Source organism: Metabacillus sp. FJAT-52054, from assembly GCF_037201815.1.
GTDB lineage: Bacteria > Bacillota > Bacilli > Bacillales > Bacillaceae > Metabacillus_B > Metabacillus_B sediminis.
Genome location: NZ_CP147407.1, coordinates 3,767,470 through 3,791,070, shown reverse-complemented (window position 1 = coordinate 3,791,070; position 23,601 = coordinate 3,767,470). Strand labels below are relative to the sequence as shown.

Annotated in this window: 21 protein-coding genes; 19 read left to right on the top strand and 2 right to left on the bottom strand. The window is 37.1% G+C overall.

Annotated features, from left to right (window positions below; all coding sequences use genetic code 11):
- Positions 1-25: 25 nt before the first annotated feature.
- Together WCV65_RS19560 and WCV65_RS19555 are read right to left on the bottom strand one after the other, a co-directional pair.
- Positions 26-2,770 carry a DEAD/DEAH box helicase gene (locus tag WCV65_RS19560; RefSeq protein ID WP_338778821.1) on the bottom strand — a complete coding sequence of 915 codons (2,745 nt, stop codon included), beginning with the start codon at positions 2,768-2,770 and terminating at the stop codon, positions 26-28.
- A complete protein-coding gene (locus WCV65_RS19555) occupies positions 2,763-4,352 on the bottom strand; it encodes an SWIM zinc finger family protein (RefSeq protein ID WP_338782374.1) in 1,590 nt (529 codons plus the stop codon). Before WCV65_RS19555 ends, WCV65_RS19560 begins: the two co-directional genes overlap by 8 nt.
- A 288-nt stretch (positions 4,353-4,640) precedes the next feature.
- Between WCV65_RS19555 and WCV65_RS19550 the strand changes: the two genes are divergently transcribed.
- From WCV65_RS19550 to WCV65_RS19460, 19 genes are all read left to right on the top strand, one after another.
- On the top strand, positions 4,641-4,781 hold the full coding sequence (locus WCV65_RS19550; protein ID WP_164462274.1) for a hypothetical protein: 141 nt from the start codon (positions 4,641-4,643) through the stop codon (positions 4,779-4,781).
- A 275-nt stretch (positions 4,782-5,056) separates the two neighbouring features.
- A complete protein-coding gene (locus WCV65_RS19545) occupies positions 5,057-5,191 on the top strand; it encodes a hypothetical protein (RefSeq protein ID WP_338778820.1) in 135 nt (44 codons plus the stop codon).
- 195 nt (positions 5,192-5,386) lie between these two features.
- A complete protein-coding gene (locus tag WCV65_RS19540; protein ID WP_338778819.1) occupies positions 5,387-6,124 on the top strand; it encodes a Wzz/FepE/Etk N-terminal domain-containing protein in 738 nt (245 codons plus the stop codon).
- Positions 6,114-6,821 (top strand): CpsD/CapB family tyrosine-protein kinase, encoded by a 708-nt coding sequence (locus WCV65_RS19535; protein ID WP_338778818.1) that lies wholly within the window; start codon positions 6,114-6,116, stop codon positions 6,819-6,821. The genes WCV65_RS19540 and WCV65_RS19535 overlap by 11 nt, the downstream gene beginning before the upstream one ends.
- Before the next feature lie 117 nt (positions 6,822-6,938).
- A complete protein-coding gene (locus WCV65_RS19530) occupies positions 6,939-7,703 on the top strand; it encodes a CpsB/CapC family capsule biosynthesis tyrosine phosphatase (RefSeq protein ID WP_338778817.1) in 765 nt (254 codons plus the stop codon).
- A gap of 248 nt (positions 7,704-7,951) precedes the next feature.
- Positions 7,952-9,763: a nucleoside-diphosphate sugar epimerase/dehydratase gene (locus tag WCV65_RS19525; protein ID WP_338778816.1), complete on the top strand. Its 1,812-nt coding sequence runs from the start codon at positions 7,952-7,954 to the stop codon at positions 9,761-9,763.
- Between the two features lie 289 nt (positions 9,764-10,052).
- Positions 10,053-11,183, top strand: coding sequence for an aminotransferase class I/II-fold pyridoxal phosphate-dependent enzyme (locus WCV65_RS19520; protein WP_338778815.1), 1,131 nt, complete (start codon positions 10,053-10,055; stop codon positions 11,181-11,183).
- Positions 11,183-11,827 carry a sugar transferase gene (locus WCV65_RS19515; protein ID WP_338778814.1) on the top strand — a complete coding sequence of 215 codons (645 nt, stop codon included), beginning with the start codon at positions 11,183-11,185 and terminating at the stop codon, positions 11,825-11,827. Before WCV65_RS19520 ends, WCV65_RS19515 begins: the two co-directional genes overlap by 1 nt.
- Positions 11,824-12,441, top strand: coding sequence for an acetyltransferase (locus tag WCV65_RS19510; RefSeq protein WP_338778813.1), 618 nt, complete (start codon positions 11,824-11,826; stop codon positions 12,439-12,441). The genes WCV65_RS19515 and WCV65_RS19510 overlap by 4 nt, the downstream gene beginning before the upstream one ends.
- 2 nt (positions 12,442-12,443) lie before the next feature.
- Positions 12,444-13,670 carry a glycosyltransferase family 4 protein gene (locus WCV65_RS19505; protein ID WP_338778812.1) on the top strand — a complete coding sequence of 409 codons (1,227 nt, stop codon included), beginning with the start codon at positions 12,444-12,446 and terminating at the stop codon, positions 13,668-13,670.
- A gap of 5 nt (positions 13,671-13,675) precedes the next feature.
- On the top strand, positions 13,676-14,713 hold the full coding sequence (locus WCV65_RS19500) for a polysaccharide biosynthesis protein (protein WP_338778811.1): 1,038 nt from the start codon (positions 13,676-13,678) through the stop codon (positions 14,711-14,713).
- A gap of 13 nt (positions 14,714-14,726) precedes the next feature.
- Positions 14,727-15,836, top strand: coding sequence for a capsular polysaccharide biosynthesis protein CapF (locus tag WCV65_RS19495; protein ID WP_338778810.1), 1,110 nt, complete (start codon positions 14,727-14,729; stop codon positions 15,834-15,836).
- A 3-nt stretch (positions 15,837-15,839) separates the two neighbouring features.
- The gene (wecB, locus tag WCV65_RS19490) at positions 15,840-16,973 is read left to right on the top strand and encodes a UDP-N-acetylglucosamine 2-epimerase (non-hydrolyzing) (protein WP_338778809.1); all 1,134 of its coding nucleotides are present in this window, start codon (positions 15,840-15,842) and stop codon (positions 16,971-16,973) included.
- Positions 16,963-17,952, top strand: a complete 990-nt coding sequence (locus WCV65_RS19485) for an acyltransferase (RefSeq protein ID WP_338778808.1) — start codon at positions 16,963-16,965, stop codon at positions 17,950-17,952. Before wecB ends, WCV65_RS19485 begins: the two co-directional genes overlap by 11 nt.
- 22 nt (positions 17,953-17,974) lie before the next feature.
- A complete protein-coding gene (locus WCV65_RS19480) occupies positions 17,975-19,006 on the top strand; it encodes a glycosyltransferase (RefSeq protein WP_338778807.1) in 1,032 nt (343 codons plus the stop codon).
- The gene (locus tag WCV65_RS19475; protein WP_338778806.1) at positions 19,006-20,118 is read left to right on the top strand and encodes a glycosyltransferase family 4 protein; all 1,113 of its coding nucleotides are present in this window, start codon (positions 19,006-19,008) and stop codon (positions 20,116-20,118) included. The genes WCV65_RS19480 and WCV65_RS19475 overlap by 1 nt, the downstream gene beginning before the upstream one ends.
- A 54-nt stretch (positions 20,119-20,172) precedes the next feature.
- A complete protein-coding gene (locus WCV65_RS19470; protein WP_338778805.1) occupies positions 20,173-21,354 on the top strand; it encodes a glycosyltransferase in 1,182 nt (393 codons plus the stop codon).
- A gap of 17 nt (positions 21,355-21,371) precedes the next feature.
- A complete protein-coding gene (locus tag WCV65_RS19465; protein WP_338778804.1) occupies positions 21,372-22,595 on the top strand; it encodes a hypothetical protein in 1,224 nt (407 codons plus the stop codon).
- A complete protein-coding gene (locus WCV65_RS19460; protein WP_338778803.1) occupies positions 22,592-23,590 on the top strand; it encodes a glycosyltransferase in 999 nt (332 codons plus the stop codon). Before WCV65_RS19465 ends, WCV65_RS19460 begins: the two co-directional genes overlap by 4 nt.
- Positions 23,591-23,601 lie beyond the last annotated feature (11 nt).

Below are 23,601 nucleotides of genomic sequence, written 5' to 3'. Positions count from 1 at the left end.
GTGAACCTTACGGTCCACCCAACCACTAAACCGTCAACGAAAACAATTCCTCCAACTCATCCGTACTCAATTCCGTAATCCAGTTCTCACTCTGCAAGATCTCCTCATTCAGCGACTGCTTCTTCTCCAGCATCCCATCAATCTTCTCTTCAATCGTCCCGGTCGTAATCAGCTTATGCACATGCACAAACCGCTCCTGACCAATCCGGTACGCCCGGTCCGTTGCCTGGTTCTCCACCGCCGGGTTCCACCACCGGTCAAAGTGAATCACATGGTTCGCAGCCGTCAAATTCAATCCCGTTCCGCCGGCCTTCAGTGACAGGATCAAAAATGGCACGTCACGGCTCTGAAACTTCTCCACCATCCGATCACGATCCACCTTCGACACGCTCCCGTTTAAAAACAGCACGCCTTCACCAAACGAGCGCTCCAGCAGCTTCTTCATCATTTCACCCATCCCAATATACTGGGTGAAAATCAAACAGCTTTCATCCTGCTCTCTTATCGCGGTCACAAGCTCAATCAGCTTCTCCATCTTATTCGAACGCTCCACCACCTTGCTCGGCGAATCCTCCTTCAAATAAAGCGCCGGATGATCACAAATCTGCTTCAGCTTCCCAAGCATCTTTAAAATCAAAGCCTTCCGCTGCATCCCCGCAAGCTGACTCACCTGTTCAAACGTATCCTTCACAAGCTGCTCATACATCGAAGCCTGCTCCACCGTCAGCGGGATATACTCCTTCTGCTCCAGCTTCTCAGGCAGATTCAGCGCCACCTGCTCATCACGCTTCGTGCGCCTCAATAGAAACGGCCGGATATACCGCCGCAGCTGCTCCACACGCTCAGTCTCCCGGTCCTTCTCAATCGGCAGCACAAACTGCTTATGAAACTTATGCAGACTGCCTAAATACCCTCGATTAATAAAATCAAATATCGACCAAAGCTCCGTCAATCGGTTCTCCATCGGAGTACCGGTCAGCGCAATATGATGCAATCCCTGCAGACTCCGGATCGCCCGCGACTGCTTCGTATGGGCGTTCTTAATATTCTGAGCCTCATCGATACAAACCGTACTCCACGTAATCGCCTCTAAATCCTCTAAATCAGAATGCGCCAGCCCGTAAGACGTCAGCACAATATCCTGATCCAGCACATTGGCTGCAAACAGCTCGCCTCGAGACCTCATCGGCCCGTAGTGCAGCCTCACCTTTAAGTGAGGCGCGAACTTCTCAATTTCCTTCTGCCAGTTTCCAAGTACAGACGTAGGAGCAATAATCAGCGCAGGCGTATCTGGCTTCTCATTCGCCCTCACATACGTAAAGTAGGCAAGCATCTGAATCGTCTTCCCAAGACCCATATCGTCCGCGAGGCACGCCCCGAACCGGTTCTCACGCAGTCCAAGCAGCCAGTCAACTCCCTGCTGCTGGTAAGGCCGTAGATTTCCCTGGAAATAGTCAGGCACCGTATACTCCTGATCGCTTTTCATTGTCGTCAGCCTCTTCATCATGCCGCGCATCTGCTTGCTGAGCTCGATCTCAATCTCCGCAAAGGCACCACTCGCCTCACCGGAATCCTCATCCCGGTCCCCGGCCAGCTCCTGATGCAGCACATCGGACACATGCAGGCCTTCCTTCTCCGCCTTTTTCAGAAGCGTCTTTACCTGCTGGATGAACGCAGGATCAAGCTTAATCCACTGTCCCCGGATATTCACGAGTCTCCGCTGATCATTCACCAGCCGGTTAAAATCCTCCTCCGACATCTCAATCCCGTTCGTCGCAAACCGCCAGTTAAAATCAACCAGCGTATTCATGCCCACAAACGACTGTCCGCGGGGAGTGGAAGAGAGCTTCGCCTTCACCATCATCTGCGATTCCTTCACCACCTGCCACCATGATGGAAGCAGAATTTCAATTCCCATATTCACCAGCGTCTCACTGGACTCCGTCAGAAACTGCCACGCCTCGTCCTCCGTGACAAGGGTCACACCGCCTGTAAAACTAAGAAACGGAACAACCTGCTGAAACCGGTCCAGCTCCCGTTCCACTTCATCCGCAAAGCCCTTCCAGCCGCGAGGAAGACTTTTTACACCCTCATAAACGTGAAGCTCATCCTCACGTTTCTTATTGCGCAATAATACTTCGAGGCGCCATTCCCCGCCGTCATACTCCGGCTCATTCAAGCGAAGGCCAATCGTAAACGGCTTATCATCCACCACCCAGCCGATTCGCTCCAGCCAGTCCTGTTCATCCAGAAAATAACCGGTGAAGTTAAACAGCACCGGGTGGGCATCCGTAATCGCCCCCCACGCCATACGAAGACTCCGGTTCAAAGAAATCAAATCGCTGACAGCCGCAGAAAACCACTCCGCCTCAAAGCCCTCAAGCGCCTCACCCTCAGGCTTCCACCCAGACTGCCCAATTTGCCACGCCCGATAGTCCGGCATATACTCTCCAGCAGCCACAAGCTCATAAATCCGCTTGGCAGCCTCCTGGAACCCCTCATGCTGAACCGTCACCTCAGCCATCGAGTTGAACGAGTCATGCCCGATCAGTTCTGCCATCATCCATGGAGAAAGCAAGTAAGCGGGGGTCCCGATAAAGGTGATGTCCTCTAGATTTGTCCCGTAATGAGAGGACTCATGCCACGTGAAAAAGATCCTGCGCATTTCATTTAAATTAACCGGCTCTTCTTCACCCTTCGTTGCCCAGACGGTGAAATGATAGTCTTCTGTTTGTTCCATATGAAGTTCGTATCGCAAAGAACTATCCATCAATCAACTTTCCCTTCACCAATTCTTCCCGGAATGCCCGTAATCGTTTATACCGTTCCTGGAGCATATCCAAATAGTCTTCCCATTCTTCTTCACTTTTCATCTTCTTATAAAGACGTTTCACTTTTTTTAGCAAACGAACCGCCCGTTTATAGCTGTCCCGGTTCCGAATCTCCATCTCAAGGTAAATCGTCTGCTTATAAAGGGAAAGCACTGCTTCCGGCTCTGCCTTCTCCGCTTCCTTCAAAAACCGGTCCTCGACCTCATAAACCGGGTACCCAAGCAGCATATTCAGCTCCGCCCACTCATAATACCGTTCATCAAGAGCGAGCATATTTTCGTACTCATTATAACTATACGGAAGCAGCGTTCGGCATGCCTCTTCATATAAATCATCTTTTCTGGAAGCGCGCGCGTAAGCCCCGACTACATCCAGCAAAAACGCGGCACCGCTCCGGACTTCCTTCCTTGGAAGATCCGCCTCCACATATTCGGGACTGAGTTCCATCACATACGGCAGCCATTTACTAAGCCGGTCCCACTGCTTCTTTTCCGTCATTTCCTCCAGCCACAAAAAAGAAGAAGGGAAAAGGCTGACATTTCCGGCCCGCAAATAATCGAGAACGGCTTCGTCCTTTTTTAATAGAAAATCAATGTGCAGCATGCCCATTAAATCCTTTTTGGTGATGACCGCATCATCCTGCTTTTCCTCAAACGCCTTCCGTTCCATCTCCAGCCACTTCGGCCGGTTCATCAGCCCGGACCACAGCAATTTATAAATACCGAGCGTACCGGAATAGAAAGGATCCGGAGCCTCTAATAGCTTTCTGAAATAATTTGGACTGCCTTCAAGCAGCGGATCGAGTGCAAATGGAGTCGCATACCGCTTCATTTCCTCAAGCTCCGTCTCAATCGCATTCGCCATATGGTTCACATACACCATCGCCATATGCTGCAGAGAGGGGTCCTTGACCTTTGTCCGGTTATAGGAAGCGAGCATCCGCGTGATGGTCACAATCGCGAGGTGAATGACAAACAGCCGCTTGAGCTCAAGCTTCTTTGGTGCCTTTTGCTTTAATTTAAAAAAGAACTGATGATAGAGCCCCTGCATCGTTTTGACCTGCAACATCTCATATTCCCGTTCGAATAATTCATGCCAGCTTTCAAGCGAATCATCTTGCAGGACAAACTCCCGCTTCAGCAGCTCGCTCGCCCGGCGCATCTGTGACAAAACATGGGCCGCCCGATCGTCTTTCCAGGCGTCCACAAACGTTCCGACGCGCTCTACACTTGCATATACATATAAAAAAGCGGCCATTAAATGCCGGCAAAAACCGTTTGCAGGACAGGAGCAATAGCTTGCCTGGACGAAATCCAAATCAAGCGTAATTAACACAGGAGACACATCCTGTACCTTCGCCGAAATCCGCTCAGCGGAAACGTTCACATTATAGACACTTCCCTGACGGTAAAGAATCAGCCCTTTTTTTACAAGATTCCGGTCTTCTTCATCAGCCGGACTTAAGATCGTCCGCAGCCGTTCCGCTGTAAGCAAAACGCGCTCCTTATCAAGGTCTCGCATAAGCAAAAGCCATCTCTCCTTTCGGGCGGCAGAGGAAAAATGCACACCCGCTTGTCGAAACTTCAGATAGTCCTAGCACCATAGGCACTTCCAAAGAATGTATCCATTCCTATATTATAACGTAGAAAAATGTTTCGTTAAAAGGTTTCGAAAAAGGAAAATGCGGGGACATAATTGTCAGAACGACTCGAAGTTTATAATTACCTGTTGCGAAAGATGCAAACCGGGATTATAATAATCTTCGTGCATGCTGTATAAAATTGTAAAAATGAGAGGGAATCATGTACAATGGACACTAAGCAGATGAAGCAAGAGGAGTTTCTGCAAATCCTTATGCACGCCTACCGCACAGGCGAGCAAAGAAACGTATCAACGAAAGAAATGGTCGAAGAAATCATCTTGCAAATGAAAAAAGTGTACGCATCCTAGAAGATGTTAAGCACCCATTGCCGATCGGCAAACAATAAATGAAAAGGAGTCCGGCCACCCGCGCCTGACTCCTTTTCTGCCTACTAAAAGGATTTCATTAAATATAGAGCCGACAGACTCCCACCGCAGCAACCGCAAAAACCGCAAGATCCCCATCTTTGCGGTTTTTGTCATACTACGTGACTATATGCCTATAAAAACAAAATCTCCTCTTTCGATATTAAAAGTAAGACAAATTATCGACACCACTCGACAATCACAAGGGGAGATAAAACATGGCACATCACTGGCTCACTCCAGAGGAAGCAGAACTAAAGAGACAGCGAAAAAACAAAATAATTTCAATCAGTATTCCACTAATGGCCATCATTCTTGGAGCTTTGTTAACAATCATCGCTAACAGCATATAAGCAAAAAGGAACAGACTTCGAGGAGTCTGTTCCTTTTTTTAGGTTTAAATACACAGGAGGAAAAGGATGAAAAATAGCTCGAAATTGTAAATATAATGTATCTTTTTCCTAATTTGTGTGGTAAATTGCAAAATTGGATATTATAATTGCTTGTATTATTATAAATTCAATTTAATAAATTACACGGAGGCTACTATGGAAGAAACCATCAGCTTAAAAGAGCTGTTCCAGACGCTGAAAAAACGTCTCGCTCTTATTCTCATTATTACCGCGTTAGCCACTGCAACAAGCGGTGTCGTCAGTTACTTTTTTCTCACCCCGATCTATCAAGCGTCCACTCAGATTCTCGTCAACCAATCCAAAAATGATCAGCAAGTCTATGAAATGAGTCAGGTTCAAACCAATATTCAGCTGATCAACACTTACAGCGACATTATTAAAAGTCCAGTTATCCTGGAAAAAGTAAAAGAGCAATTAAAATTAGAAGGCTTGTCAGAAGAATCTATAACCGTTGCAAGTAAAACTAACTCTCAAGTTTTTCTGCTTACAGTCCAGAATGAGGATCCTGTATTAGCAACTTCTATTGCTAATACGACAGCTAACGTTTTTCAAAAAGAAATCAAATCCATTATGAAAGTAGATAATGTAAATATCCTTTCACAAGCAGACATCGGTGAAAACCCATCCCCAATCAAACCGCAGCCTGTCCTTAACATGGCCATCGCATTTGTCGTCGGCATTATGGCTGGAGTAGGTGTTGCTTTCCTTCTCGAATACCTGGACAACACCATTAAAACCGAACAGGATATTGAAAAGCTTCTTGAGCTGCCCGTATTAGGAGCGATTACAATAATCAAGGAAGATATGGAAGAAAAGGATAAATCCCGACCTTCCGCAATTGCCAAAACAAGAGGTGAAACATATGGCGCGTAAAGACCGGAAGCAAATCTTTCAATTTCAGAACCGAAGCTTAATCTCGATGAACAATCCGAAATCACCGATTGCCGAACAATACCGGACCATCCGTACAAATATTGAATTTTCGAATGTGGAGGGGAACCTTTCCTCCATGCTTGTGACTTCTTCAGGACCAAGTGAAGGGAAATCAACCACTTCCGCAAACCTGGCTGTTGTTTTTGCACAGCAGGGGAAAAAAGTTCTTCTGATTGATGCGGATCTTCGGAAGCCAACAGCTCATTTTACGTTCAAGCTCGATAATCATACAGGCCTCACCAATGTGCTAACGAAGCAAATGGATCTTCAGGATACAGTAAAACCAAGCGGACAGGATAACCTGCATTTACTGACAAGTGGTCCGATCCCGCCAAATCCGTCCGAGCTTCTTGCGTCCCGCAATATGAGAGCGCTGCTGGATGAAGCAAGAAAGCTGTATGATCTGATCGTTTTCGACACTCCTCCTGTTTTAGCTGTAACAGATGCTCAAGTATTGGCCAACCAAGTAGAAGGCGTAGTCCTCGTTGTCAGCTCAGGCAAAACGGAAATTGAGCGCGCTCAAAAGGCGAAGGAGCAGCTTCATAACGCGAATGCAAAGCTTCTTGGGGTGGTATTAAATAACAAAAAACAAGAAGACAGCCACTATTATTATTATTATGGTGGAAAAAAGTCATAATTCGACAAAATAACCCTCTATCACTAAATTAAGGAAGATGATAGGATAAAAATAGTGTTGAAATATAGTTTAATAGGTCAAAAGAATTAAAAATAACGCAAACTTGAGGTGTTTTACGTGATCGACATACATTGTCATATTCTCCCTGGTTTAGACGACGGAGCACAAAATTTGGATGATTCCATTCGCATGGCTAAAGCAGCTGCAGCAGAAGGGATCACGAAAATTGTAGCAACTCCCCATCACATGAATGGAACGCACATAAACCAGAAGGCTGTCATCGTGGATCACGTAAATCGCTTAAATAAAGCTTTAGACGAACAAAAAATTCCGCTAACCATCATACCCGGTCAAGAAACCCGCATCCACGGCGAGCTCCTTCAAGGAATAGAAAACGGTGAAATCCTTCCCATACAAGATACAAGATATATGTTGATTGAACTGCCATCCGGCCATGTTCCAAGATACACAGAAACGATGCTGTTTGATCTTCAGATTAAGGGGTTCACCCCTATCATCGTTCATCCAGAACGCAATGCAGAAATCATCGAGAACCCGGACCTCCTCTACAACTTAGTAAAAAAAGGATCGCTAACCCAGGTAACCGCAGCAAGCCTGACCGGTCACTTCGGGAAAAAAATACGTAAATTCTCGCTGGAACTAGTAGAAGCACAGCTCACCCACATCATCGCATCAGACGCACACAACACCACTACTAGAGGATTCCAGCTTTTAAATGGCTTAGATGTTCTTAATAAGGAATTTGGAAGCGAAGCCGCGTATCTTTATAGAGAAAACGCAGAAATTATCCTGCAAAATCATTCAATAGGCGGACATCCACCAAGTCGAATCAAAAAAAAGAAATTCTTAGGCATATTCTAAAGCAACGTTTTTCCATTCAGGTGATGCCTCCTTACCTTTATCAACGGAGACACTCGGCTGTACTGTGGGTGAAAACCTTAGACGCTTGTCGTCAGAAGTGCGGTGTGAGGATGGGTTGGATGCCCAATTTTATTAAGTTTAATGAAATATCTAATGAGAGAATAATGTTCTGTTCTTTCATTAGATATTTTCATTTATCGCTATTAAAGAATTGAGTCAAAGTATAAGCCCGAAAGGAGAGTGGTTAAATGACGTATAGAAAAAGATTGGCCTTTTTGGTGTTTTTAGATTCTTTTACCGTTGTTGCTGCTATTTATCTTAGTTATTTCATTATTAATCCATCCAAAGAGCTATTGAACCCAACGATCATTATCAGTTCATTAATTCTTCTAATTTCCCACCATGTATTTGCCTCCATTTATCGCTTGTATAAGAGGGCATGGGAATATGCCAGCATAAAAGAGCTTCTTGCCATATTTAATGCTGTTTCATTATCGGCGATTACAACCGGGGTTTTTCAGCAGATTGCAAACCAAGATGTGTATGTACGGATTTTGGGCATTACCTGGCTGATTCACATGGTGCTGATTTGTGGAACCAGATTATCCTGGAGGATATTTAGAGATCTATATTACAAGGTGTCCTCTGATAATAAGCGGACTTTAATCATTGGTGCCGGCATGACAGGAACCATGGTCGTAAGGCAGTTATTGAATAACCGTCAATCCAAGCTGTCACCTGTTGCTTTCTTAGATGATGATAAGAAAAAACACCACCTGCAGATCTTTGGTTTACCTGTAGCTGGAGGGATTGATGAGCTGGAAGAAGTTTGCCGGGACCTAAAGATCGATACAATTATCTTAGCCATTCCTTCATTAAATAAAAGAGAACTGAATACAATCTATAAAAAATGTGAAGAAACCGATATGAAGGTCCTTACCATTCCTAAGATGGAAGACATCATGTTAGGGAAAGTTTCTTCAAATGAATTTAAGGATGTAAAAGTAGAAGACCTGCTGGGCAGAGAGCCTGTAGAATTGGATATTGAAGGAATCACGGAAACAATATCTGGAAAAACCATTCTGGTAACCGGTGCCGGCGGCTCGATAGGATCTGAAATATGCCGGCAGATCTGCCGCTTCAGTCCATCAAAGATTATACTTTTAGGTCACGGAGAAAACAGCATCTATCAAATAGATATTGAACTGCGAAATTCATTTCAAGAAGAGATAGAGATTATTCCGGTCATCGCAGATATTCAAGATCGCGAACGCATATTTGAAGTCATGGAGCAGTACCAGCCATTTGTCGTTTATCATGCTGCGGCTCATAAGCATGTACCGTTGATGGAATACAATCCAAGAGAAGCAGTGAAAAATAATATTTTTGGCACTAAGAATGTAGCGGATGCAGCCGATGCATTTGGTGTAAACACTTTTGTCCTAATTTCCTCAGATAAAGCCGTCAACCCACCTAATGTGATGGGTGCTACGAAACGTTTTGCTGAAATGATGATCCAGCATCTCTCACAAAAGAGTTCCACCAAATTTGTAGCTGTACGTTTTGGAAATGTTTTGGGCAGCAGAGGAAGTGTCATTCCTCTATTCAAAAAGCAAATTCAGTCAGGTGGTCCAGTCACCGTTACCCACCCGGAAATGACAAGATATTTTATGACCATCCCTGAGGCATCCCGCCTTGTTGTACAGGCGGGTTCGTTGGCACAAGGCGGAGAAATCTTCGTCCTTGACATGGGAGAGCCGGTGAAAATAATAGATCTCGCTAAAAATCTCATTAAACTGTCTGGATATACTAGTGAAGAGATAGGTATAAATTTCTCAGGTTTACGTCCTGGAGAGAAGATGTATGAAGAGCTATTGAATGAAAATGAGATTCATCCACAGCAAGTATTCCCTAAAATACATATTGGGAAGGCGGCTTTAATAAACGAAGAGGCATTACTTAATTTTATGGAAGATTTCCCTGTATTAGAGACAGGTGAAATCAGGGGTAAATTGTTGGACATGGCAAATAATCGCATAAAGGTGACTGCTGCTGTTTAGGACTACTTGCATTCCCCACGGGAGGGTAATGAATAGTCATCTAAAGTGAAGATTAAATCCAAATGAATAATGAAACCTGAAAGGATCCTATACTTTAATAAAGGTAAGGATCCTTTTACCCTTCTTCCAGTGTAAAAGAACAAGCAGGAAAATAAAGTTAATCTAATTTTTAGTTAATGTTAAAAGCAGATTTAATTTAGTGGGCTAGTAGTTGGTTGGAAATACTTTATACTCCAATTAAGTCCTAATCTACTAAATTATTACTCAACTAAGAAAGGAAGTCGAAAAGATGGAATCGACAAAAGTAAAAGAAAGAATATTCCTTTCTTCACCTCATATGAGTGAAGAAGGTTATGAAATGCAATATATAAAAGAAGCTTTTGATACGAACTGGATTGCACCCCTCGGTGAAAACGTAAATGGATTTGAACGAGAGCTTGCTGAAATGGTTGGTTCTAAAGCTGCAGCAGCACTGTCGTCAGGAACAGCTGCTATCCATCTTGCTCTAAAAGCAGCTGGAGTCGGTGAAGGAGATATTGTATTCTGTCCAACACTTACTTTTTCTGCTACTGCAAATCCAATTATCTATCAAAATGCTATTCCTGTGTTTATAGATAGTGATTATGAAACTTGGAATATGAGCCCAAAAGCATTAGACGAAGCTTTTGAAAAGTATCCAGAAGTAAAGGCAGTGATAGTCGTTCATTTATATGGCTTATCTGCAGATATGGAAAAAATTATGGACATTTGCAAGAAACATAATGTAGTAATAATTGAAGATGCTGCGGAGTCTCTTGGTACTTACTATAAAGGTAAGCATACAGGAACTTTCGGTGACTATGGCATTTTCTCTTTTAATGGAAACAAGATTATCACTACTTCCGGTGGTGGAATGCTTGTTTCTAATGATGAAGAGAGAATTGCTAAAGCGAAATTTTGGGCCACTCAATCCCGAGATCAAGCAAGGCACTATCAACATAGCGAATTAGGGTTTAATTACCGGATGAGTAATGTGGCTGCCGGGATCGGAAGAGGGCAGCTTAAAGTATTAGATCAGAGAGTAGCCAAAAAGAACGCCATTTACCAGTTTTATAAAAAAGAGCTAACCGGGCTGGAAGGCATTGAGTTCATGCCTAACAATGAATGGGATGCACCAAATTATTGGCTAAGCTCGATAACGTTGTCTGGTAAGGTAAGGCCTATAGATTTATTTGAAGCATTGGAAGCTGAAAACATTGAGTCGAGACCAGTATGGAAACCAATGCATATGCAGCCATTCTTTGAAAAGTATGATTTTGTCGGGACGGATGTATCTCGGGCGTTGTTTGAAAATGGTGTATGTTTGCCGTCTGATACGAAGATGACAGAAGAAGACTTAGAAAGAGTCGTTAAAATCATTAAAGGATTGTGGTTAAAATAATGAAGAATTTTCAAGGTGCTATTTATAGACGGTTTGTAAAAAGACCGATGGATTTCATCCTTTCTTTAATCGCGATAATTGTTCTTAGTCCCCTGTTTCTAATTGTTGCTGTGCTAGTAAGAACCAAGTTAGGTAGTCCTGTATTATTCAAGCAAAAACGACCTGGATTAAATGAGAATATTTTCAAGATGTATAAATTTAGGACTATGACGGACGAGAGAGACGGACATGGAAATTTACTCCCTGATCATATTAGGTTGACCGAGTTCGGCAAATTCTTGCGTTCTACCTCTCTTGATGAGCTCCCGGAGCTTTTTAATATTTTGAAGGGAGATATGTCGATTATCGGCCCCAGACCACTGTTGGTGCAATATTTACAGCTGTATAGCACTCATCAAAAAAGACGTCATGAAGTCAGACCAGGGTTATCTGGTTTGGCACAGGTTAATGGCAGAAATGCAATTAGCTGGGAGGATAAATTCAATCTCGATGTTGAGTATGTAGACAATATAAGTTTTATTGAAGATTGGAAAGTCATCTTTTTAACCGTCAAAAAGGTCTTTGTTAGAGAAGGTATTAATTCAGGAACTGCAGCAACTATTGAGCCTTTCAAAGGAACTAAACAAGAAAGAATGAAACTATGAAAAACAAACTTTTGATTATTGGTGCTAGTGGACACGGAAAAGTAGTTGCAGACATTGCATTAAGAATGAACAAATGGCAGAACGTAGCATTTATAGATGATAACAAAAATATCACTACATCAATGGGTTTGGAAGTTATTGGTACATCAGAAGAAGTATCTTTACATATAAATGATTGCGATATTTTTGTTGGGATTGGCAATAATGTTCTGAGACAAAGTGTTCATGAAAAGCTGGAAGCGTCAGGAGCCAGTATTCCATCATTGATTCATCCGGATGCAATTATAGGGTCACAAGTGAATTTAGGAATTGGGACAGTGGTTATGGCTAGGACGATTATCAACTGCGGCAGCATTATAGGGAAAGGGTGCATTATTAATACTGCATCTACAATAGATCATGATAATTATATTGCAAATTTTGTTCACTTATCACCTGGAGTTCATTTAGCTGGATCAGTTACAGTTGGGCAAGGGTCATGGTTAGGAATTGGAAGTGTAGTTAGCAATAATGTAAGTATCACAGGTGGATGTACAATGGGTGCTGGTGCTGTTGTGATTAAAGATGTAACTGAAGCCGGAGTTTATGTTGGTGTTCCAGTTAGGAGAGTTTAGTTGTGAATATCCTATTTTTAACCCTTTTAGATTTTTCTACACTTGATGAAAGTGGTATATATACAGACCTGATGAGAGAGTTTATAAAAGATAACCATAAAGTGTACATTATTTCACCAACTGAGAAGAGAAAAAAACAACCTACAAAATTAATCGATAGTGAAAACTACAAAATACTAAAATTACAGATAGGTAATACACAAAAGACTAATGTTATAGAAAAAGGGATTTCGACTCTCACTCTCGAGTCAAAATTTAAGAGGGGAATAGAAGTTTATTTTTCCAATGTAGCATTTGATTTAGTGATTTATACAACACCTCCAATAACTTTACATAAGGCTATTGAGTATGTGAAGAAAAGGGATAGTGCCGTTACTTATCTATTATTAAAAGATATATTCCCACAGAATGCTGTGGATCTTGGAATGATGCGGAAAACTGGGATCGGAAGTTTAATATATAAATACTTTAAATCCAAGGAAAAAAAATTATATGAACTCTCTGATTACATTGGATGTATGTCCCAAGCAAATGTGGAATTTTTATTAAGACAAAATCCTGAAATCTCTTCTGACACAGTGGAAGTATGCCCCAACAGTATAGAGCCTAGAGAACTAAAGAGGGATCAACAAAAGATAAGGATAATAAAGGAGAAGTATAAGATTCCACTTGATTGTACTGTGTTTATCTATGGTGGGAACCTTGGTAAACCCCAAGGTATTGACTTCTTAAAAGAGTGTTTAAAGTCAAACAAAGATAATAGTCAGGTTCATTTTATAATAGCTGGTTCAGGAACTGAATTTGATAAGCTGAACGAGTTTTTTAATATTGACAACCTCAAGAATGCTCAGATATTTTCTCATCTACCCAAAGAGGATTATGAAATTCTTGCAAATACATGTGATGTTGGGCTGATTTTCTTAGATAAACGCTTTACAATACCAAATTTCCCATCAAGGCTACTTTCTTATATGCAAGCGTCAATGCCAGTGTTAGCAGCTACGGATGTAAACACTGATATAGGTCAAGTTATTGAACAAAACAACTTTGGTCTTTGGTGTGAAAGCAACAATGTTACACACTTTAACAAAAATGTTGAACAGCTATGTAGTAAAGAAGTAAGAAAACAAATGGGTGCTAATGCTAGAAAGTATTTAGAAGAAAATTATACCAGCAAGCATTCGTACGAAATTATAATGAGTCATTTTAAAAAAAATGAGAGAAGGTAAAATATATGTTCAAAAATAAAACTCTATTAATAACGGGTGGTACAGGCTCTTTCGGTAATGCCGTAATGGAAAGATTCCTAGACACAGATGTAAAAGAAATTCGTATTTTTTCCCGGGATGAAAAGAAGCAAGATGATATGAGAAAACGCTATAAAAATGAAAAGCTAAAGTTTTATATAGGTGACGTTAGAGACTTGGCTAGTGTGAAAAATGCTATGCATGGTGTTGATTATATTTTTCATGCTGCAGCATTAAAACAGGTTCCATCATGCGAGTTCTTTCCTCTAGAAGCCGTAAAAACTAACGTATTGGGCACTGATAATGTGTTAACTGCTGCTATTGAGTATGGGGTCAAAAAAGTAATTTGTCTCTCTACAGATAAAGCAGCCTATCCAATAAATGCAATGGGCATTTCTAAAGCAATGATGGAGAAAGTGTTAGTTGCAAAGTCAAAAACTGTTGAACCAGATAGAACTTTAATTTGTGGTACTAGATATGGGAATGTAATGGCTTCACGGGGGTCCGTTATCCCATTATTTATTGAACAAATTAAGAGTGGACAACCCTTAACTGTAACAGACCCTGATATGACAAGATTCCTTATGAGCTTAGAAGAAGCAGTGGAGCTAGTTGTCTTTGCATTTCAAAATGCGGATGCAGGAGATGTTATGGTTCAAAAGTCTCCAGCTAGTACAATTATTGATCTGGCCCAAGCTGTTAAAGAATTATTTAATGCAGATAATGAGATAAAGATTATCGGTACAAGACATGGTGAAAAAAGATATGAGACCCTACTCACTAAAGAGGAGTATGTAAAGGCAGAGGATTTACCAGGTTTCTATAGAGTGCCTGCTGATCGAAGAGAGCTTAACTATGAAAAGTATTTTGCAGAAGGAGATAAAAAGCTTACGTCTGTAGAGGAATATAATTCTGATAATACACAGATTCTTACCATTGAAGAAATTAAAGGGAAATTATTAGAATTAAATTATGTTCAAAAAGAACTAAATGAATGGAAGAACAGAGCCGAAGTAACGAGATAAAAAGGAGACTCTTATGAAGATTCTTGTAACAGGTGCAAATGGATTTGTAGGAAAAAACCTTATCGCAGAGCTTAAAAATAAAGGATATAATGATGTATTTCCGTATACTAAAGAAAGTGATCCTTCGCTATTAGAAGTATATACCAAAGAATGTGATTTTGTCTTTCATTTAGCTGGAGTAAACAGACCAAAAGAAGAAAGTGAATTTATGGAAGGAAATTTCGGGTTTACTTCTCAATTGCTTGGATTATTAAAGAAACATCGTAACATAGCCCCAGTTCTTATTACTTCTTCTATACAAGCAGAAATAGATAACCCTTACGGAAGAAGTAAAAAAGCAGGGGAGGATTTATTATTTAATCATTATTATGAAACTGATGCAAAAGTTTATGTATATCGACTTCCTAATTTATTTGGCAAGTGGAGTAAACCAAACTACAACACAGTGGTGGCTACATTCTGTAATAACATAGCTAGAGAAATCGATGTTCAGATAAATAATCCAGATGCAGATCTTAATCTATGCTATATAGACGATGTGTTAGAAGAATTTATTAAAGCTCTAGAAGGAAGGCCAACTGTTCAAGATGATTTCTGTGTGGTACCTGTAACACATAATATTAAACTTGGAGATTTAGCGGACCTTATAAAGAGTTTTAAAGAAAGCAGAACAAATTTAAGTCTCCCGAATATGGAGGATGCTTTAACTAAAAAACTATATAGTACTTACTTAAGCTTTTTACCAGAAGATCAGTTTTCTTATGATCTTACAATGAATTCCGACCATAGAGGTTCTTTTACAGAGTTTTTGAGAACACCTGAAAGAGGACAAGTTTCTGTAAATGTATCAAAGCCAGGGATAACGAAGGGAAATCATTGGCATCATACTAAAAATGAGAAATTTTTAGTTGTTAGTGGGGAAGGCTTAATTCGCTTTAGAAAAATAGATTCTGATGAATTTATAGAATATAAAGTAAATGGGGAAAGCTTACGCGTCGTAGATATTCCAACTGGGTATACACATTCAATTGTAAACGTAGGGGAAAACGACTTGGTAACAGTAATGTGGGCAAATGAATGTTTCGATCCAGAAAAGCCGGACACTTATTTCGTGGAGGTATAAATTATGAAGAAACTAAAAGTTATGACAGTCGTTGGTACTAGACCTGAAATTATTAGGTTGTCAGCAGTTATTAATAAATTAGTAGAATCAAATGCAATTGAACATACCCTTGTTCATACGGGACAAAATTATGATTATGAATTAAATGAAGTCTTTTTTAAAGATTTTAATTTAAAGAAACCAGATTTTTTTCTTAATGCAGCTACGGGAACAGCTGTAGAAACTATTGGTAATATTTTGATTAAAATTGATCCGATTTTGGAAGAGGTAAAACCAGATGCTTTTTTGGTTCTTGGTGATACAAACAGCTGTTTAACTACAATTGCAGCTAAAAGAAGGCATATCCCGATTTTTCATATGGAAGCAGGCAATAGATGTTTTGACCAAAGGGTGCCGGAAGAAACCAATCGCAAAATAGTTGACCATACAGCTGATATTAATTTAACTTACAGTGATATAGCCAGAGAATATCTTCTTAGGGAGGGTTTTCCTTCAGATCGAATTATTAAAACTGGAAGTCCGATGTTCGAGGTTCTTAATTCTAAAAAAGATGAAATAGAGAGTTCAGACATCTTAGAGAGATTGGACTTAGAAGAAGGAGAATACTTTGTAGTATCAGCCCATAGAGAAGAAAATATAAGTTCAGAAACCAATTTCTTAGATTTAGTGGATAGCTTAAATACTATCGCTGAGAAATTCAATATACCTGTAATAGTAAGTACTCATCCTAGGACTAAAAATATGATTGAATCTAAAGGAATTGTGTTTAAACCATTAGTGAAAACAGTAAAACCTTTAGGTTTTAATGATTACAATAAACTTCAAATTAGAGCAAAAGCTGTTCTTAGTGATAGCGGTACGATAAGTGAGGAGTCTTCAATTCTAGGCTTTAGTGCACTAAATATTAGACAGGCTCATGAGAGACCAGAAGCAATGGAAGAAGCAACAGTTATGATGGTAGGTTTAAAGAAGGAAAGAATCTTACAGGGATTGGAAATATTACAAACTCAGGAAAGTGACACAATAAGACTTGTAGAGGATTATAGTATGCCTAACGTGTCAGAAAAAGTACTAAGAATAATATTGTCCTATACTGATTATGTTAAAAGGGTCGTTTGGGAGAAAAATGGGAGCTAATATAAAAAGAAATACATTTGAAGAAAGACAATGTATAGACTCTATGAAGGCGTTCTCTATTATTAGTGTGATCTTTGCGCATACATCAAGTTCGCCAGAGGGGGCTGTTCCCTTTTTTAGCTTGTTGTCAGCTAATATAGGTACTGTAGGTGTAGTAGTTTTTTTTATCATATCAGGGTATTTATTTGGGAAAAAACAACCACCATTTTTTCTTTTTCTTAAAAAGAAAAAAGTTGTTTTTATTCCTTGGATATTTTGTGGGTCTTTAATATATCTTGTGACTCAGTATGGAGGGACTATAAGTGAACCTCTAACACTAACGAAGCTTTTTTTATATTTAATTGGCTATGATACATATTTGTACTATCTATCAATGTTAATTGTCTCTTATTTAGTACTATTTAAACTCAAAGAATATAATATATTTTTGTATCTATTCATCTTAATGACAGTTATTTCTGTCTTTCTTACCTCTTTAAATAAGTTATGGATGATCCAACCCTATATTAATCCGTTTAATTGGTTGGGGTTTTTTTCATTAGGAATCTTACTTTTTAAAAAAGCAAATATTACTAAAATATATATCATTTGTAGAAAATATTCTATGTTAATTATACTACTGTTTGTGGGTTTTCTCTGTTTATCTATTTATCTTAAAGAAGGATCATATTGGTCAAGTTTTTCATTATTTATTGAACTTAGCGGTGCTATGATTATTGTTATTATAGCTGGGAGAACCTTTTCAAACACATTAGTTAGATATATAGGTAAACAATCATTTGCAATATATTTGCTCCATATGCCTGTGGCCGGTATAACAAATATTATAATTAATAATACATTAGGTATTGGGATTGTACCTTTAATCAAACCCATTATAGTTTTATTTATAGTAGTTATTAGCATTAACACATTTGGAAATTTTTCTAGAAATACCTGGATTGGTAATAAACTCTCATTTGTTTTAGGAATGAGGTAAACTAGTTTATGGAAGGGATATTATGGACAACAATGTTTTAGTAAATGCAACTTCTCTTGGATCAGGCGGAGCGCTTACAATTCTTAATAATTATTTACAACAATTAAAAAATCAAGTTCCAGAGGATAAATTATATTATATTTTTGTTCCAGATACTTGTGATTATTTTAGTCATCCAAAGATTATACTAATACAAAACTCAAGAAATCCATATTATAAAAGTCGAAACTACTGGAATTTAGTGGGCTTTAAGAAGTGGTGTATTGACAAGAAAGTAAAACCTTATGAAATATATTCTATGCAAAACTATTTCCCTTTTGGATTTTCAGAGGATAGAGGAGTTAAAAAGAAATTATATCTTCATCAACCAATTCCTTTTTTTGAATATGAATGGAGTCTATTTAAAAAAAATGAAAGGAATTTATGGTTTTATAAAAATATATATATCCATTTAATAAATAAAAGTATAAGAGAAGCAGATAAAGTTATTGTTCAAACAGAATGGTTAAAGAAAAAGATTGTTTCAAAAGCAAGTATAAATAAAGACAATGTGCATGTTGAAAAGCCTATTCTAAACACTATAAATCCAAACTTATATACGCGTATCCCTGATTTGGAAGATACTACAACTCTGTTTTATCCTTCTAGTAAAAACTTATACAAAAATCATAAGGTTTTATATAAAGCTATGGATATCATTGTGAATAAGTTTAACTTAAAGAATGTTGTGTTATACCTTACTTTAGATAAAGCAGATGATACTGCATTAAAGTATATAAATCAATTTAATTTAGGTGCAAATATTATTTTAACTGGGGAATTGAACTATAAACAAGTGATGGAACACTATAAGTCCGTAGATGCGTTATTATTTCCAAGTAAAATTGAGACCTATGGTTTACCACTTGTGGAAGCACAATTTTTTAATCTGCCTATCATTGCCTCAAATTTGGATTTATTTAAGGAAGTAATCGGGGATTATCCTAGAATAACATTTTGTGGAGTGGATGATGAATTTGATTGGGCAAATAATATAAAGGGTATGATTAATTAATGAAAGTACTATTTTTAACTAATATCCCTTCACCTTATAGAGTGGAATTTTTTAATGAACTAGGGAAAAAGTGTGATCTAACAGTATTGTTTGAACGAGAAAATGCTAGTGATAGAAATGAAAAATGGTTCGATAATAATTCAAATAACTTCAAGTCCTTTGTACTAAAAGGTATAAAAGTTAGGGCAGATTCAGCATTAAATATTGGAGTTATAAAATTCCTGAATTTTAATTACGACATTATTGTTATTGGTGGTTATGCAACACCAACATCTATGTTATCCATACTATATCTAAAGGCAAGGAGAATATCATTTATCCTTAATGCTGATGGTGGATTTATTAGTAAAGATGAAAAATTCTTCAAAAAGAGTATTAAAAGCTTTTTTATATCAAGTGCAGAATATTGGCTGAGTACCGGAATAAGAACAAGTGAATATTTAAAATATTATGGTGCAAATGAAAATAACATATTTCAATATCCATTTACATCTATTACAACAAAAACAATTACTAATAAAAGAGTGTCTGTCTTTGAAAAAAAATTATTAAAAAATAAATTGAATATTCATTCAAATAAAGTTGTGATTTCAGTAGGCCAGTTTATTCATAGAAAAGGCATGGACATCCTACTTAATTGTTGGAATGAAATAAGAGTTAGTGGGGAAAAAGTAGAACTTTTATTAGTAGGTGGTGGAGAATTAAAAGAGGAATATCAAAGAATTATTAAAGAAAAGGATATAAGTGTAAGAATCATTGATTTTAAGCCAAAAGAAGAATTGCAAATGTATTATAAAATTGCAGATATAATGGTATTGCCAACAAGAGAAGATATATGGGGATTAGTAATTAATGAGGCTTTTTCATATGGTCTGCCTGTTATAACTACAGATAAGTGTGTAGCGGGTATAGAACTTATAAAAAATCATGAAAATGGCTATATAATTCCAATGAAGAACATAGAGGCGTTACCATACAAGATAAATGAGTTACTTTCCAATAGTTTACTAATTGACAAAATGGCGAAAAATAACTTGGAAAAGATTAAAACATATACAATTGAAAATATGGCTTCTAAACATATGTATTTATTTAAAAAGGTTAAATTGTAATTTTACTCTATAGTTATAAAATTATACATTGTATTTTAATACAGGGAGAAAATAATGAAACTATTATATATAGGTTATGCAATACCAAAGGATATTTGCGATCATCAAAGGGGAGCATCGGTTGCCGGAAACAATATGCAAATAGGTGTCGTTCAAGAACTCAAAAAGAAATTTAAAGATGACATGGAGATATTAACGATTTATCCTACAGCACCTTATCCTAAAGTTAAGAAACTGTGGGTAAGGAAAAAGCAGTTGAGAATCTCGGACAATTGTTATGTTAAATGCGTAAGTTACCTAAACATACCTATAGTTAAACAAATTTGGCAGGTATTCTCAGTGTATGTTGCTGCACGAAAATTCATATCTAATAATAAACAAACTAAGATACTGACCTTTAATGCCTTTCCTGCGATTGGACTTCCTGTCAAATATCTATCAGAAAAGTACAATTGCGAAACCATTTGCTTATTGGCAGATTTACCTATAGATATGGAAAAAAGAAATATCATCTCAAAATTTCTAAGAATTCTCATGGATAAATTAACAGAAATATCAATAAAGAATTTTGATAAGCTAATAGTACTAAATCAAAGAGCTATAAAAGAATATGCACCAGAAACTCCATATATTATTGTGGATGGAGGATTTTCACCTAAAGAAAACAAATGTGAAAAAGAAGAAAAAAGAATATATGAACAAAGTGGTGAGGTGATCTTACTCTTCTCTGGGTCACTCGTAGAGTATAATGGAATTAGACAACTAATAGAATCTATGAAATACGTATATAATAATGTTAAATTATATATTTATGGAGATGGACCACTTAGAAGATATGTAATGGATCAATGTATCACTTATTCAAATATAGAATACAAGGGAAAGGTTCCAAATGAGGAAATGATTAAAATACAAAAAAAGGTCTACATGCTTATAAATCCGAGGCCAAAAGATGATCCAATAAGTTTGGTTACTTTCCCATCTAAGATTTTTGAATATATGTTAAGTGGAACACCTGTACTCACTACGAAATTAAATGGCCTTACCAAAGCTTATCTTGAACATATTAGTATATTAGATGATGAAAATGCAGAAAAGATGGGAGAAAGTATAAATAAGGCTTTAAAAGTACCCTATAATGAATTAATGTCTAAAGCAGCTTTTGGAAAAGAGTTCATACTGAAAGAAAAAAATTGGGGAAAACAAAGTAAAAAGATTTTTAATTTTATTAAATAATTAATGTAGGGATGTTTATGAAAAATAAAGAGAATATAAAAAGTAGCTTAAATTGGAATGCTTTTCTGTCATACTTTATAATTATTGATATTTTATTTTTTCCTTATTTCAAGTACTTTGTTATCCCATATTCCTTAGTGATAGTATTTCTATGGACTTTAAGAAATTATTCTAAACTTAAAGTTGGATTAGATTTTAAATTATTTATTTTTATAAGCTTTTTTGTTTTACTGAGTACTTTTTTATCTTATTTTTACACCCCACATTTTATTAATGGATACGATATATGGGGAGACAATTTAAAACGACCTATACAACTTTTGTCATCTTTTTTATATTATTTCTATTTTACTACAAAATTAAAATGTGTTTTCATTCCTATTAAAAATATCTTATTAGTTTTTATTTTATTTGTAGATGCACTAGCAATAATAACTATTTTTGATGTGGCTATGTACTTTGATATAAAAAATCTATTTTCAGTAAGAGACCCATTTGTAGATTATTATTATGCAACAACCAATGACTATTTTTTTAGGTATAGTTATTTGTGGGTAGATCCTAATAATGCAGCATACATACTGGTTTCAGTATGTATATTTTTGGTTTTTAATGAAAAATTAAATTCATTAACTAGATTATTTATTTTTTTGTCAATCGGATTAATATTGATTACTTGTATGAGTACAGGTGCATTCCTGGCTATGGCAATTGTAATGTTGTTTTCATTGTTTTCTGCTATGAGGAATATTAAATTTAATATTACTTTTAGAAAAAAAGATTTATTTATACTTCTGTTTTCAGTATTTATTATTTTTATATTGTTACTAAACATTAATAGTTTATTGAATTTTGATATGTTTAATTATAGTTTGAATAGGGTGACAGAAAATAATCCAGAGTCTAGGGAGTCCGTATATGATGATTTATTAAAAACAGAGCTTATAAAAAACGTGGTCATTGGAGATGGATATACACTAACCAAAGATGGTCAAATTAGAAGACCGCACTCTGATCATTTTAGAATTATATACGGTTACGGCTTTCTTGCATACTTTAGTTTACTTCTTTTACTTTTTAGAAAAAGAAAAGGGAGTAAATTTTCAAAGCATATATTTATAATACCTGCATTTATATGTTTTTCTATAAATAGTATAGTAGATGAGCAGAAGATTTTTATTATCTATTTAATATTACTCGCATATTTGGAAAGTAGTAATATCAAGGAGTCTAAAATATGAAAGAGCAACCCTTATTATCTATAATTGTTCCTGTATATAATGTGGAGAAGTATTTAGCAAAATGTTTAGATAGCATAATTGATCAGACATACTCTAATCTTGAGATTATTGTTGTTAATGATGGGTCTAAAGATAAGAGTAAATTAATTTGTAATGATTATGCTTTGAAAGATAAAAGAATTAACGTGATACACAAAGAAAATGGCGGTCTATCTTCAGCACGAAACACTGGTTTAGAAATAGCAACGGGAAAATATATTGGTTTTGTGGATAGTGATGATTGGATAGATAGCGATATGTATGAAACTTTGTTGTCTAGTGCTACAAAATTTAATTCTGATATTGTTGAATGTAATGTGAGATATGTTTATAAAAATAAAATTGAAGAAAATGTAAGTGGCGAAACAATAGTGTGCGATAACAAAGCAGCACTTTCTTACTTCTTAAGTGATTATAAATATTTTAAACCAATGGTGTGTAATAAAATATTTCATAGAAATATATTTAAAAGCTTAAGGTTCAAAGAGGGTTATATACATGAGGATGGTTTCTTTACCTATAAAGCTTTGTATAAAGCCGAAAAAGTTGTTTATACTGCAGTGGCTAAGTACAATTATTTGCAGAATAGAGATGGTAGCATTATGGATGCTAAATTTAGTATGAGTAGATTGGTAATATTGGAAGCTTTTAAAGAAAGGACATTATTTTTTGAGGAAAATGGAGATAATAAACTTGCAAATAAATCAATGGATGAATATTTAAGAACACTATTAACTTTTTATGTTAAAGCAAAAGAAATAGAAATAGCTGAAAAAGATAAAGGGTTAGGAACTGTCCTTCAGTCTGAAATATTGTCGAATTATAAAAAAGTAATAGATGGTCCATTTAGTTCAATGTTAAAATTACGTTTTTACTTATTTAAAATAAATCCTTATTTATATATATATTGCTTTAAAACCATTATTACAATAAGGAAAAAATTGAAGAAAAAATAGGTGGTCATGAA